This is a genomic window from Brasilonema octagenarum UFV-OR1 (assembly GCF_963888615.1).
GTDB lineage: Bacteria > Cyanobacteriota > Cyanobacteriia > Cyanobacteriales > Nostocaceae > Brasilonema > Brasilonema sennae.
Genome location: NZ_CAWPKW010000077.1, coordinates 1 through 13,553 on the forward strand (window position 1 = coordinate 1; position 13,553 = coordinate 13,553).

General features: G+C 42.9%; 11 protein-coding genes and 1 pseudogene. 4 read left to right on the forward strand and 8 right to left on the reverse strand.

Annotated elements, in window-relative coordinates:
- Window positions 1-196: 196 nt before the first annotated feature.
- Window positions 197-547, reverse strand: a complete 351-nt coding sequence (locus AC5590_RS06035; protein ID WP_169268313.1) for a YkgJ family cysteine cluster protein — start codon at window positions 545-547, stop codon at window positions 197-199.
- A 147-nt stretch (window positions 548-694) separates the two neighbouring features.
- Here AC5590_RS06035 and psb30 point away from each other — a divergent pair, with 147 nt between their 5' ends.
- The gene (gene psb30, locus AC5590_RS06040; protein WP_211178731.1) at window positions 695-835 is read left to right on the forward strand and encodes a photosystem II reaction center protein Ycf12/Psb30; all 141 of its coding nucleotides are present in this window, start codon (window positions 695-697) and stop codon (window positions 833-835) included.
- Between the two features lie 188 nt (window positions 836-1,023).
- Here the strand turns inward: psb30 and AC5590_RS06045 are convergent, their stop codons facing one another.
- From AC5590_RS06045 to AC5590_RS06060, 4 genes and pseudogenes are all read right to left on the reverse strand, one after another.
- Window positions 1,024-3,192, reverse strand: coding sequence for a single-stranded-DNA-specific exonuclease RecJ (locus tag AC5590_RS06045; protein WP_348982769.1), 2,169 nt, complete (start codon window positions 3,190-3,192; stop codon window positions 1,024-1,026).
- 300 nt (window positions 3,193-3,492) lie between these two features.
- Window positions 3,493-4,302: an SDR family NAD(P)-dependent oxidoreductase gene (locus tag AC5590_RS06050; protein ID WP_169268314.1), complete on the reverse strand. Its 810-nt coding sequence runs from the start codon at window positions 4,300-4,302 to the stop codon at window positions 3,493-3,495.
- A 288-nt stretch (window positions 4,303-4,590) separates the two neighbouring features.
- Window positions 4,591-5,322 (reverse strand): alpha/beta fold hydrolase, encoded by a 732-nt coding sequence (locus tag AC5590_RS06055; protein WP_169268315.1) that lies wholly within the window; start codon window positions 5,320-5,322, stop codon window positions 4,591-4,593.
- Between the two features lie 95 nt (window positions 5,323-5,417).
- A pseudogene (locus tag AC5590_RS06060) lies at window positions 5,418-5,621 on the reverse strand (chlorophyll a/b binding light-harvesting protein); the annotation flags it as partial.
- A 327-nt stretch (window positions 5,622-5,948) separates the two neighbouring features.
- On the opposite strand from AC5590_RS06060, the gene AC5590_RS06065 reads away from it, so the two are divergent.
- Complete coding sequence (locus tag AC5590_RS06065; protein WP_282453088.1) at window positions 5,949-6,071, forward strand: hypothetical protein; 123 nt, start codon at window positions 5,949-5,951, stop codon at window positions 6,069-6,071.
- A gap of 175 nt (window positions 6,072-6,246) precedes the next feature.
- Here the strand turns inward: AC5590_RS06065 and AC5590_RS06070 are convergent, their stop codons facing one another.
- Window positions 6,247-8,082 (reverse strand): APC family permease, encoded by a 1,836-nt coding sequence (locus tag AC5590_RS06070; RefSeq protein ID WP_169268316.1) that lies wholly within the window; start codon window positions 8,080-8,082, stop codon window positions 6,247-6,249.
- A gap of 170 nt (window positions 8,083-8,252) precedes the next feature.
- Entirely contained in the window at window positions 8,253-9,506 is a 1,254-nt protein-coding gene (sbcD, locus tag AC5590_RS06075) for an exonuclease subunit SbcD (protein ID WP_169268317.1), read from the reverse strand.
- 245 nt (window positions 9,507-9,751) lie between these two features.
- On the opposite strand from sbcD, the gene AC5590_RS06080 reads away from it, so the two are divergent.
- Window positions 9,752-10,537: a hypothetical protein gene (locus AC5590_RS06080; RefSeq protein WP_246162563.1), complete on the forward strand. Its 786-nt coding sequence runs from the start codon at window positions 9,752-9,754 to the stop codon at window positions 10,535-10,537.
- A 352-nt stretch (window positions 10,538-10,889) separates the two neighbouring features.
- Here the strand turns inward: AC5590_RS06080 and cysH are convergent, their stop codons facing one another.
- The gene (gene cysH / locus AC5590_RS06085; protein WP_169268318.1) at window positions 10,890-11,615 is read right to left on the reverse strand and encodes a phosphoadenosine phosphosulfate reductase; all 726 of its coding nucleotides are present in this window, start codon (window positions 11,613-11,615) and stop codon (window positions 10,890-10,892) included.
- A 651-nt stretch (window positions 11,616-12,266) separates the two neighbouring features.
- On the opposite strand from cysH, the gene AC5590_RS06090 reads away from it, so the two are divergent.
- The gene (locus tag AC5590_RS06090; protein ID WP_169268319.1) at window positions 12,267-13,391 is read left to right on the forward strand and encodes an A/G-specific adenine glycosylase; all 1,125 of its coding nucleotides are present in this window, start codon (window positions 12,267-12,269) and stop codon (window positions 13,389-13,391) included.
- Window positions 13,392-13,553: the final 162 nt, after the last annotated feature.

Consider the following 13,553-nt stretch of genomic DNA (forward strand, 5'->3'; position numbering starts at 1 on the left):
GTTTCCCGACAGAGGCATCTGGTGAGACAGCGCTATGCAGTCCTTGTCTCCCGACCTAGGCGACTGTGTTCGCCCAAGCCGCGTGCCGCAGGCATACCCGAAGGGCGTGGTAAGGGTGTAGGGGTGTAAGGGTTTGAACACCTACACTCTTCTTCTAATATTTGATACTTTTGACTTGTTTTGCCCCTAGTTTTGGTCAAAAACCTACTGCTTGATCAAAACGCAACATCTCCAAGCTTCTGTCCCCATACACCCCCTCTATTTGCTGACGACAACAGTCAATGGCAAAATCGTCTAACTCCTCCGGCTCAATACCGTACATATCCAGAAAGATTTCTGATTCTACACGACAAAATCGCGGACGGTCTGGGTAAATGCGACATTCTCGCGAGTCTTTGTCGAAATTTATGCACCATCCTCCTTCACCTACCATGCTCAGATACAATTCCATCTCGTCTGGTAATAAATACTCATCTAAGTCAGGGCGCTCTGCTGGGTCAAGATGACAGCAGGCTCCACATTGCTTAACACATTGCCAAGTTGCCATGACAAAAACCTATTGTGAACGTGCTATTTTTTCAGCTTTTATAGTTTTTTTTATACTTTTGTTAAGTAAATTAAAGGCGACGGGCGATCGCCGGATATGATCTATTGCGGGTTTGATAATTACATGGCTATTTTTAAAGGAGGACAAATGGACGCTATATTCAATATATTCAGTGGTTTAGGCAATATTCATTGGGAAGTCATTTTTCAACTAGTTTTTGTTGCACTCATTATGTTAGCTGGCCCCGCAGTCATTTTTGTACTGGCATTTCGCAACGGTGACCTATAATCCGAGTGCTCAGATGTGAGTACAGGGAACGTAGGTGAATAGTATTTGGCTATTCAAGTCGGGAGGGACACGTGCCTGACTAGAAACTGCGGTAGTGGGAAACAATTGGAGTACCACGAACGAATTTCTACAAGGATAATTTCCGGTAGAAGCCTACACCGTAACTATTAGTCGGTGTAGGAGTGTCACTACTCATTGCTCAGCACTGATAAAGCTTGAAGAGCAGTTTGAAAAATCTGGTTGTATTGGGGTTGAGAAACATCAACTTCTATAGACTCTTGACGGCTGTTTCCCAGTAAACCGATGCTGTGTCCTAGGGGAACGGCTAAAATTTTGCCGTCAGGATTTCCGATTCTCAATTCTGGTACAGAACCGTTTTTATAAATCCCACACGTGTAGTGGCGTTGATTGTACTCAAAAGTGGTTCTTAAAGGCGCTGACTGTGCAGCGAAAAAAATGTGAGACTGGGTTGGAAGCCTAACACCAAGTAACTCCAACTCGATAGTGGTGTTGCCATTAAAGTGATTTTCTCGTAGTTTGTAAGCGATATCCAGTCGCGGCGGTAGAGGAAAGTACTCACGCCAGCGCCAGGCGATCGCTTTAATTTTGTATTCCGAATCATCAATAGTTTGTGTTATGGTCAGCTTGATATGACCCTTGCCCACTGTTTGTTGCTCAATGACTCGAACATTAGATGTCCAAAATACGGGATCTGGGTTATCGATTCCGCACGGCTCTAAAACATTAAGCTGTTGATAAAACTGATGATGAATTTGATTGAGTAAAGCCGATGTGTCAATTTTCAAAAGTGGCTTTAGGTGCTGAGGTTCTAGACACTGATTAGCAAATTCACTTAGACGCGATCGCAACGCTTCTAAATTCTCGGATGGTAAAGAAAAGCCCCCAGCAGCTTTGTGTCCACCAAATTTGCCCAGCAAATCCTGAGAATATTCTAAAGCATCAAACACATGGAACTCTGGAATTCCACGCGCTGAACCGCGAATGTGCCCCTCATCCTCATATGTCCCAATAAACACCGGGACACCATAGCGTTCCACCAAGCGAGAAGCAACGATACCAATCACACCGTGGTGCCAGTCAGATTGTACAATAACTAAAACACGGTCTTGTTGTAGAGAGGCGAGATATTCTATTTCTACAATTTCTCTTGCCTGATTCTCAATTTCCTGGCACATTTCCTGGCGCTGGCGGTTAATTGCTTCGCACTGCATCGCCTTTTCCAGCGCTATCCCCATATCGTCAGTCGTCAGCAACTCGATTATAATTTGTGGATCAGCAATACGACCAATTGCATTGATTCGCGGTCCCAAGCGAAAGCCTATATCTTCCGGCTTTAGCGATTTTGAATTTTGAATCTTGAATTTTGACGTCTCGGCTCCGCTCGACGTACTAGCTGAGCTAAGTCGTTCGCGTAGCGTGTCCGGAGGACATAGCTTTGAATTTTGAATTGACTCGTCCGCTTGTCCTGGACTCAACTGCACCCCAGACATCTGAATCAAAGCTAGTATTCCAGGTAGTTTGGATTTAGGTAAGTGCTGCAAACCGCTTTTTACCCAGTGACGGTTTACACCCGTTAGGGGAGCGAGATCTGCGATCGTTCCTAATGTAAACAGTTCCAGCATCGAAGTTAAGATGTCATCATTAGCTTGTCCCAATTTTTGAGCAAGGGACACAGCCAAAATGTAGGCGACACCAACACCAGCAATACCTCGGTAAGGAGAAGATTCTCGTATTAGTTTGGGATTGAGAATAGCGTGGGCTGGGGGTAATTGTTGAGGGATATCATGATGGTCGGTGATAATAACTTTTAGACCAAGTTCTCTGGCTCGCTCAATTGGTTCAAAAGCTGAGATGCCATTGTCTACAGTCAGAATTAATCCTACGCCTTCGCTGTGGAATTCTTCAATAATGCGCTTATTGATACCGTAGCCTTCATGCATTCGACTGGGGATAGCATAATCAACTTGAGCACCCAGCCAACGGAGACTACGCAAAAGTAAAGCAGTGCTTGTCATTCCGTCAGCATCGTAGTCACCGCAGATGGCGATTTTTTCACCAGAGGCTATTGCATTCTGCAATAACTCCAGACTCATTCCCAAATCAGGAAAGTCTTCCAAAGGCGAAGGTAATATCAGGTTTCCTGAATTTAAAAAAACTTGTGCTTGTTCTGGCGTTTCAATACCTCGATTTATCAGCAATTGGTTGATTAAGGGCGATAAACTGGTTGTTTGCCCCATCTGTTGCGCCAATTCTGTTTTTTGAGGATAAATTTGCCACCTTTGGTTAGGTAGTTGTTGATGAGGACGGGAAAATTCAGGTGTGAATTTGTCTAACACTATAGAGATGAGGAATTTGAACTACCTACACTTTACCTGTACTTAGGCAACTACGGAGTATCGTGTCCCTGTTTCTCCAAAGTTTTCAGCGGGAGCATCCTTTTAATATCAACGTAGATTTTAATTTTGCCGCATATAGCAATCCTATTTGATTTGTGTGAAAGTGCCTGCGCTTTGCGCATAAGTCGCGCAGGCTCAGATTCCCGACTTCTTTTATAAGTCGGGAATCTTGTTACAAATGATTTAGGACTGCTAGAGTATCACAAATATGTTTTGAAGAAAAATAAGATTTAAATTAAATCACTTTATTTTTCCCTCATGGATACTTCTTACTACTTCTGCCACTAGCTTTCTGGGAGTAAATCTTACTAATTCAGCGAGGATCTTATTTTTTACACCCGGAATAACAACAGCTGTGCTCGCGAATAAACCAGCATAGCCAATTTTGGCTACACTTTCTGCACTCATCATCTTCTTGTTTTTGAGCAGTTCAGAGTCAGCCATCCCAGTTATTTTATGAAAATCTGATTCTGTTGGTCCTGGACAAAGGACTGTTACAGTGACACCTGTATCTTTTAACTCATTAGCTAGCGCTTCTGAAAAGAATAAAATATAAGTTTTAGTAGCGGAATAAACCGCCATTAAAGGTCCTGGTTGAAATGCAGCGGTGGAGGCAACATTTAATATTTTTCCGTTGCCTTGATTGACCATATCCTTTAAGAATAATTTCGTTAAATGAGTTAGAGATACCAAATTGACCTGTAACATTTCCATCTCAGCAGTGAGGTTGGTTTCGTTAAATAAGCCATAAGTCCCAAATCCAGCATTGTTCACCAGCACATCAACCTTTATCGATGCTTGTTGCAAGTCTGTAAAAATTTCTTCTGGGGCGGTTGAAATAGATAAATCTTTTACAATCTTGATCACATAAATGCCGAACTTTTTTGGAAATTCTTCCGCTATTTCAGAGAGTTTTTGTCCATTTTTATCTACTAAGACAAGATTGTAACTATCACGGGCAAAAAGGTGTGCTAATTCGTAACCAATACCACTAGCTGCCCCTGTAATTAGGGCAGTTTGTTTTTGCTGATTTTGGTATGTAATTCTCATACACGATGTCCGACTGAAATTTTCACCAACAATGAATATTTCCTACCTTAAATTACAAGCTTTGCAGAAACTGCTCATTTTAATAGATATGAGCGATTAAAAATATCTATGCAAATGGCGGCAAGGAGTGTATTATGTCAATACCAAAAAAAGAGACAATTCTTAATAAACAACCCTAAGTTCCCTTGTGGCTGAACTTAGGGTTTTGCCCAATCGCGCAAACTGCGGATCGCTTGGCTACGGGATAACTTTGGTGCAATGTGAGCGTCTTTATGGACACCCCTAGAGTTATTTTCTGATCTGTAGTGGTTTTTTAGAGATTTGGTATAGAGATTGCCAGAAGTCGAGAATCTGTTCTGCTACAAGAGTCGGCTGGAAGAAGTGAAAGAAATGCCGTCCTTTTTGACATTCCCAATAGCGATCGCCCTCCATCAAAAACGGTCGCCATCCTTCCAGGGCGTCGGGTTCTACAATGATATCGTTAGTGCTACCACAAACCATTAAAGGCGCAGGGACTGGACAGGGAAGCACGCTTTGTCGTTTAAACAGGGAGTGAGGTGAGAGCGAGCAATCTAAGTCTTGTTCCAAAATCTTCTCTAGACGCTTGAGTGCGTGTTCAGTCTGATAGCCAAATAAGTTATACACCATTGCATTGAGAATTTTTTCCCGAGTCAAGGATGGGCGATGGCTATAGTAATGAGCTTGCCAGTCAACTGCTGCATCAGCACCCACAGCTAATAGGGTTAAAGATTTAACTTTTTCTGGATATTGACGTGTATATAGTAGCCCGAGTAATCCTCCCGTGCTGTGACCTATCAGATGCACAGGTTGCTTGATTGATTGAAGATATTCATCCAGCAGCAGTATTGCAACATCTAAGGAACTAGGTTCATCCTTAGTTTGTGTATATTCCCACTGGGCAATAGTTACAGAACGTGACAGTTCACGCAACAATGGTTGAGCAAAGCATAACAAAGTAGGGCTTGTGTTCAACCAAATGGCTTCTGGTTGTTTAGACATTTATTTATCCTGTAAGTAATTAGAGTTGTCAATTTCTCGTCAAGCTTATGAATCGCTAACAGTAATAAAAGAAGTTAGCAGTTAACTGTGAGCTATTGCTCATACATTGGCTGATGAGGATTGAAGCGGGACACCTCAAACAGCGTTATTTCCCCAGCCCATAACAAAATCAATCCAGCATGGACAACATGAGCGCCCAGTAATTTACCTAATAGATTGGTGAGACGAAAGTTACCAGCCCACCAAGGTGAGTTGGTCAAGTCTTGCTGCACCGACAACGGATGTGTAGAAGTTGTCATTTTACGCCTGTCTGAAGTTTGTTGAGAATTTTCTTTAACAACTGTAGAAAAAAGCTTACACTAAAATCAAAATTAATGAAAGAATCTCTCATTAATTCTTTAAGTTTAAGGAAGATGGGCTTTCTTTGCGCCGATGCAGCGTGCAGCAAAGAAAGGATCGGCGCACGAGATTAGCACCCTCAATGTGGGGCATTTTGATGGATCTGCTGGCGTGTTGTGGATTTCAACGGCAAGATCGACCGAGTTAGGGTGAACTCGGTTAAGGCGATAAGCCGGAAGCTGATCGCATGTGGTATCGCACACTCGCTGATTGCCCGTGGCGGCGATATGTCTCCTAAGCGCCCTTTGTTTACTTCTATTGAACGGGCGAGAAGACGAAAGCGTTTATTTGAAGAAAACCCAGAAGTTCAGACCTATGTAGAGGAGGAAGAGGATGCGCCAGACGAATGATGCGATTAAAATCATTGACAAAATGACTCGTATGTCTGAGTGAGGGAACTCCTTCAGGTAAGCCGACTCGTGGAACCAGAAAATCTAAGGCGCAAGTCTTGGAATCCCACGGCTTTTTGTCCAAATGAGCACGCAGTGCGATATTTGGGCAGCCGTGGGAGGATGTCAACAAGTATTACAAGTAATACCTGACAGTTGTGACAACTCGACTCTTTTGAGCACGTAAAGCATTTTTCAAAAACAAAGTTGTTTGATTATGCAAAAGACCTTCCCACCAATTACGAGTTACAAACGCAGGAATAATTACAGTTGTGTAAGTGTCCTGATAACGGTCTTCAAACTCACCAACAAATTCGACAATAGGAGATATCACAGAACGGTAGGGTGATTCGATAATGACCAAAGGAATGTCTGCCTCCAATTGTCGCCATTCTTCTTGCAGTTTATCTCCTTCTGTAGAACCAAGATCTACGTGAATTGCAACAATTTCATCAGCAATCGTGCGTGCGTAGTCCAAAGCCTCTACTGTTCCTCGATTCAGTTGTCCTACCACAACCACAGCAGGGTGGGTGACAACTTCTGGTTTTGGTCTGGGGATATAACCTCTCGGGGGTAATCCCTGAATACTAAGACGTTCTGTTACGTATTGATAGTGACGGTGAATGGCTAAAAAGATGCTGACAAGCACAGGAATTGCTACGACGACTAACCAAGCCCCGCCCATGAACTTAGTTGATATAATGACTCCTAGAACCACAGCTGTCGCAATAGCTCCCAAACCATTCATCAAAGCGCTTGGAAGCCAACCTGGTGTGCGTTCATGGAACCAGCGGCGTACCATCCCAGCTTGAGATAAAGTAAAGGAAGTAAATACGCCTACTGCATACAAGGGAATAACAGCATTGACGTTTCCTTTGAAGATGATGACCAAGATGGCTGCACAGACACTGAGAAGGATGATGCCGTTAGAGTAGACTAGGCGATCGCCCAACAGTGACAATTGTCGCGGTAAAAATCCATCTCGTGCCAAAAAGTAACAAAGTCTAGGAAAATCTGCATAGCTGGTGTTTGCAGCTAAAAGCAGGACTAGCAGTGTAACAACTTGGACAAAGATATAAAGTGGTCCTGTTCCGAGAATAACCCTACCCAACTGAGAAACCACAGTTTGTCCCTCTTCCGGAACAACATGGTATGCGTTGGCTACATAGGTAATTCCTACAAACATAAAACCCAGAATAACGCCCAAGTAAAGCAATGTGAGGCAAGCATTTTTCCACTCTGGTTCCTTAAAAGCTAAGACACCATCGGATATTGCTTCAACTCCCGTCAGCGCCGTACATCCAGCAGAAAAAGCCCTCAAAATGAAAAACAAACTGAGTCCTTCTTTGACAGGTATATCGGGATATTGTGTCGGTACTAGCCCAGTCGCTTGTTGAAATAACCCAAGGGCAATCAACACAAAAATGCTGACAATAAAGGCATAAGTAGGAATCATAAATATCCTACCTGATTCCTTTACACCTCGGAGATTTGCCAGCGTCAATAGGAAAATAAAAATCAAGCAAAGGCTGACTGTAAAGGGTTCCAGGACTGGAAATGCTGAGGTGAGGGCTGCAGTACCCGCAGATATACTGACGGTGACTGTCAAAATATAGTCAATCATCAGAGAACCCCCTGCCACCAGTCCTGGGTATATACCAAGGTTTTCTCTGGCAACAATATAAGAACCACCGCCTTTGGGATAAGCTCGAATGGTTTGTCGATAAGAAAGCACGACTATTGCTAGTAGGATGATAATTGCTATAGCAATAGGCAGAGACAAACCAAGAGCGCTACTCCCCGCTGCTACTAAAACCAGCAGAATCTCCTCTGTAGCGTAAGCAACCGAAGACAGAGCATCCGATGAAAGCACTGCAAGAGCAGCAGCGTTACTCAATCGCTCTTCAGCATGAGCACTTGTCGGTAACGTTTTACCGAGTAAAAATTGTTTAATCTGTGGGTAGAGGGACATAGAAAGTCCACCTGACAACTATATTTTTTATCCTCACTCTGTGGAAAGAAAAATTAACCACAAAGTTTAGAATATTGCAATTTTGCCAGATTCATCACCAATTGAACTTAAATTTTACAGGAGATGTAGCAGAGCTTCTCTAGTTCGATACGTAAGTAATTTTTCATACCTTATTCCTGGGTAGCTGATTCTAGCCAGACTTCCACATCATCTGCTAGCAAATTGTGTGCAGCTTCCAGCATTGATGCAGCTATGTCCTTGAGGTCTTCGCGGTTATTCAAGTAAGTTCTTAGGGCTTCTATCGGGTCGATGCTATTACTCGCGCTTAATTCCGGAACACGGGGTCGAGCTAACTGACTAACCAATTCTGGTTGAATGGTGTAGGTATGCGCAGGAGTTAAAGCAGTATGCAGCGAGGCGCTATCTATCAAATCTAATTGCTCAGAGCGAAGTTTGTAAATAAGCCGCACAACAGCATCTTGGATATCACGCTTGGCTAAAGCTTTCATGATCACCACCTGTGGATCTTCAGCTTTGGAAAGATCTACCTCAATTGTGTGGAAAGCCCGAACTGGTAAAGGACAAAATTCCCATTCAACGTGACCTTTCTCCAATTCTACCATAACGTAGCCCTTGTCCTCCTTTTCTTCGCTAAAATCCACCCGCTCAATACTCCCTGGATAAATCACGGGAGGGTTATTAGATTTATTCAGGTTTTGATGGCGATGGACGTGTCCTAGGGCTACATAATCAAAACAAGGTCGCGTCAGCAAAGATAGGGGAAGTGTAAAGCCTTTACCAACTGCTAAAAAACGCTCAGCTCCCAAATTTGCATTATCCATCATCAAGTGACCCAAAAGAACAGTTGGCACATTGGGGTCAAGTCGGCGAATTTCTCCTTCTAGAACAACCCGCAGACGTTCAGTCAGCAGTTGGTTGACTTGGGCCAGAGATGCACCTTCTGTTTCCTGGCGAGTCATGAGTGTAGAACGGGTTAGCCAAGGCAGAGTGATAACCTGCACGCTTCCATTAAGGGTTTGAATGCGATGAGTTTTTAAGGTATCACCTACGACAACTCCTGGGACTCCTAAAGCACGGTAAATACATAGACTGGCTCCACCCTGTCCTTGGGTGTGTTGGTCGTGGTTTCCCACCAACAGGACTGTGGGGATGTTTGCATCGACTAGGCGTCGAAACTGACCAGCAAAGGCTTCTTGTACATAGGGTGCTGGTGTCGCATCGGGGAAAGCATCACCACCAAATACAACCAAATCCACTGGTTCTGCTAACGCTCGGTCAATACATCGAGACAAAGTATTGACAAAATCTTCCAAGCGTGTATTCAATCCTGTTTCAGGATGAATTCGTCCGTGGGAGAATCCGCTTCCCATGTGGATGTCGGAGAGGTGGAGGATTTTAATCATAGTTGTCCTTCGTGATTGGTGATTTGTCTAATGCTTTATTATTGAAAAATGACGATTAGTCTGTCTATTAAATTAGAACGCTTACCGAACAGTTTACCTTTAAGCCGATAAGTACTGGTGATATCTAGGGGAAGAAAATCTGATATGAACGCAAATAATAATTATTTTGAAAACTTAAAAAATGACCCAAGAAGTACAAAAGAGTTAGTCAAATTAGCACTAACTGAAGAAGATGATGAGACTTATTGGGATTTAGTGTGGATTTTGCGATCGCCGTTCGCGGAGCGTGCGCTTTGCGCTCAGGCGGGCACTCTGTGCCATCGCGTGGTAGCTATGAAGAATTTGAAGCGGCATCACGATTGTGTGAAAGTCAAAATCCAGAAGAAAGAAGTTTAGGAGTTGATATATTAGGATATTTAGGAATACCAGAAAGAAGTTATCCAAAAGAATGTGGGGAAATTCTTTTAAATTTATGTCAGAGTGAAGAAAACCCTAATGTTCTTTCTTCTATTGGATATGCTTTCGGACATTTAGGGGATTCGAGAGGCGTTGTACCATTGGTCAAGTTAAAAAGCCACAGAGATGTAAATGTCCGTATGGGCGTTGTTTTTGGCTTGCTGTGTCAAGAAGATGAATTGGCAATTCAGGCAGTGATTGATTTATCTTGTGACGAGGATGAAGGTATCAGGAACTGGGCAACTTTTGGTTTGGGTTCTCTAATAGAAACTGATACGCAAGCCATTCGAGATACTTTATTTCAACGTATGATTCTGGAGATAGGAGAAGAAGACACCACATCTGAAATCCGTGGAGAAGCATTGTTGGGTTTAGCGATTAGAAAAGATGAGAGAGTCATTAATCCATTAATAGCAGAACTCTCCTGTGGCTGCGTGGGTACATTACCTGTTGAAGCAGCAAAAGAAATAGAAGATGCAAGACTTTATCCAGTTTTGATTGAGTTACAAAAATGGTGGGATGTGGATAGTGAGTTATTGGAAGAGGCGATAACTAGCTGTCAACCCAAACATTAATCTTATTGAATCGTGGACAGATAAAAGTCAAACAGACGTTCAATGCCTCTATTCAATCATGCAACGACCCTTACCACCAATCGATGCAGCAACAAAAGCTGAATTAGCAGCTTTGGAACAGCTTTTTAACCAAAATACTCGTAAAACTTCCTGAGAAATTCTTTTATCGAACCGCAGAGGCGCAGCGAAAAGTTGTAAGGAGGAGCCAGTACTTGATGAGGGTCTCCCGACCTAGGTATCTGGCGTTGGTTTCCCTCCGTAGCAAACTTTTCAAGACAGAGTAAGCAGAGGAAGAGAAAGAGAGAGTTAGGGGAAATTCTTCTTTTCCCCATCACCTCATCTTCCGATCTTGTTAAATATGAATACCACACTCAGTCTTACCAGTACCCCGCCAACGTCCAGCGCGTTCATCTTCGCCTTCACCTACTTTGGTTGTGATAGGTTCATCGCCAATACTGGGATAACCTTGGTCATGTAGGGGGTTATAGATGACGCCGTGTTCAGCGACATATTCCCAGCTTTGTTTGCGTGTCCAGTTCGCTAAAGGATTGATTTTGATACGGTTGTTGCTGTCAAGTTCAAATACGGGCATATTAGCACGGGTGACAGCTTGGTCGCGACGACGTCCGGTAATCCAAGCGACGGTATTGAGTTCCGCTATACCTCGTTGCAATGGTTCGATTTTGGTGACTTCGTGGAATTTAGCAATATCTGTATCCCAAAGTGCTTCGCCATATTTTGCAGCAAAGGCTTCGCGAGTGTCTACATCTGGGGTTTTGTAAACTTTGAGATCCAAATTGTAAGTGTCTTTGAGTTTAGCAACCAGTTCTAGAGTTTGGGGGAAGTGGTACAGCGTGTCGAGGAATATAACTGGGACTGGGTGTTTGAGAGCAACGTAGAGGATATGCGTAATGATAATGTCATCTACGTTAAAGGCGCTGGTTTGCACGAGTCCAGTTGAAATATTTTCCGCAGACCACGCCAGTATATCTCTCGGATGAGCGGTTTCAAATTTTTGATTGAGTTGGTCTAGGTCAAAAGCGGCGGTTTGGGATGTAGTCGCTGGTGAAACAGTCATAAATTCTTCTTTAGTCCAATGAGTTTTTTTGCTTAGTTATATCAATTTTACACCACAAAGGCACATATATCGGTCGGAATTAAGTAAGTACCATATTCGGTAACCTTTGCCAAGAGGCGACGGGTCTAAGTAACTCAAAATATGTCTCGTATGTCTCGTTCCTTGTCTCTGGCAAGGAATGCAGCAACGGAGGCTCTGCCTCTTGAGTCACTGCAGGCAGAGCCTAAGCGCATTGCATTCCCAGGCTGCAGCCTGGGAACGAGAATACAGGAAAACTGGGGAGGTGATATGTGTAACAGGTTATTTACAAGAATATACACAAAACTTTACATGTGAGACAGTTTTGCAGAAGTCTTTATCTTGAGTTAAGTAAGAACTACTGCATTTGTTAACCTAGGTTAAGGTTTTTTAAGTTTTACTATGTTTTTCTTCATATATGAGAGTAAAACTGTTACTCTTAATGAAATCTTTAAAAATAAGGGATTATACACATGAACGGTTCCAAAACTCCAAACCAACTGAGCCAGTCTTTAGTTATGGGAGCTTTGGTCATGCTCACCAGCGCTGGTGTCATCACTATCATGAATCTTTTCTAAAGCAAAAACTCTCATTTTTAGCAAATAACTTTACAAAACCCATTTCAATTATGAGATGGGTTTTGACATTGCTAGGATTTATCTTGGACTGAACAAAGGTTGGACAGTGAATCAATGTGCCCAGAAACTCCTGGCGTGGTACGATCGCCATTGCAGACCATTGCCTTGGCGTCAGAAAATCAACATCTATCACACCTGGGTGTGTGAGGTGATGAGTCAACAAACTACTCTGGCTGTGGTTGTGCCAAAGTTCTCAGAATTTGTTAAGCACCTTCCTACTGTTTATGATCTTGCTGCTTGTGATCAAGAGATATTGCGTCAACTTTGGTCAGGATTAGGCTATTATGCTCGTGCCCGTAACTTAAACAAAGGTGCAAAGTTTATTGTTGAGAAGTTGGAAGGTCATTTTCCACAATCATACTATGAGTGGTTGAAAATTCCTGGCTGTGGATCTTACACGGCGTCTGTGATTGCAAGTATTTGCTTCAATGAAAAAGTTGCCTGTGTTGATGGTAATGTTGTGCGAGTTGTGAGTCGTTTGCTTGGTTTATCTGAGGATGTGTGGAGTTCTTCTGGAAAATCAGCAATTCAAACTTATGTAGATCAGATGATTCCTGAGGAACGTCCTGGTGACTTTAACCAAGCAATAATGGAGTTAGGAGCTACTGTCTGTCGTAAATCGAAACCTCTGTGTCTTTTGTGTCCAATACAGAAAGAGTGCTTGGCTTTTGCACACAATTGTGTTGAAATTTGTCCTCCCAAAAAACCACGACGTGATACGGTGGATGTGGAGTTGTTTGCTTTGCTCTTTTGGAGGAAGGCGACAGATACGGTGGCGATAGTCCACAGAACAAAAGGATTTCTCTCCAACACTGTCGGGTTTCCATTAATCCCTGCAACTGAAGCTTCAGAAGTCAAGCAGGTTCTTCAATCTCTGCAACATCTTCAATTTTTGGAACTCTCTAGCAAATTTTCACACAATATCACCCATCATCGGATTTCAGGAAAAGTTCTCGTCGTGCAGGAGTTGGAAAACCCAAGCATCACTACAGAGAGTGTTCTTTGGCAGAAACTTGGTTTGTCACAATCTTTTGACTGGGTTCCAAGAAGTGTTGTTGCTTCAAAACTTTCTACTTCATTCGACAACAAAGTTTTTAAGCTTTTTGCGAACTATAAGTAGGTGGGCGCGAAAATTAATAACTATGTGCGTTATATCCGCCTGAAGTAAATTCCGTACTGTTTGCTGCAACTGTGATAGTACTTGTTCACTCAAATCTTGTACTTTACCGGTGAGTACGCCTTGAACTAAAGTTCAAGGCTAATAGATCAAGTCCGTTAAAAC

Coding starts and splice junctions, on each gene's coding strand:
- AC5590_RS06035 (WP_169268313.1), bottom strand. CDS start 547: ATGGCAACTTGGCAATGTGTTAAGCAATGTGGAGCCTGCTGTCATCTT.
- psb30 (WP_211178731.1), top strand. CDS start 695: ATGGACGCTATATTCAATATATTCAGTGGTTTAGGCAATATTCATTGG.
- AC5590_RS06050 (WP_169268314.1), bottom strand. CDS start 4,302: ATGAGAATTACATACCAAAATCAGCAAAAACAAACTGCCCTAATTACA.
- AC5590_RS06055 (WP_169268315.1), bottom strand. CDS start 5,322: ATGTCTAAACAACCAGAAGCCATTTGGTTGAACACAAGCCCTACTTTG.
- AC5590_RS06065 (WP_282453088.1), top strand. CDS start 5,949: ATGTCTCCTAAGCGCCCTTTGTTTACTTCTATTGAACGGGCGAGAAGA.
- AC5590_RS06070 (WP_169268316.1), bottom strand. CDS start 8,082: ATGTCCCTCTACCCACAGATTAAACAATTTTTACTCGGTAAAACGTTA.
- sbcD (WP_169268317.1), bottom strand. CDS start 9,506: ATGATTAAAATCCTCCACCTCTCCGACATCCACATGGGAAGCGGATTC.
- cysH (WP_169268318.1), bottom strand. CDS start 11,615: ATGACTGTTTCACCAGCGACTACATCCCAAACCGCCGCTTTTGACCTA.
- AC5590_RS06090 (WP_169268319.1), top strand. CDS start 12,267: ATGGGTTTTGACATTGCTAGGATTTATCTTGGACTGAACAAAGGTTGG.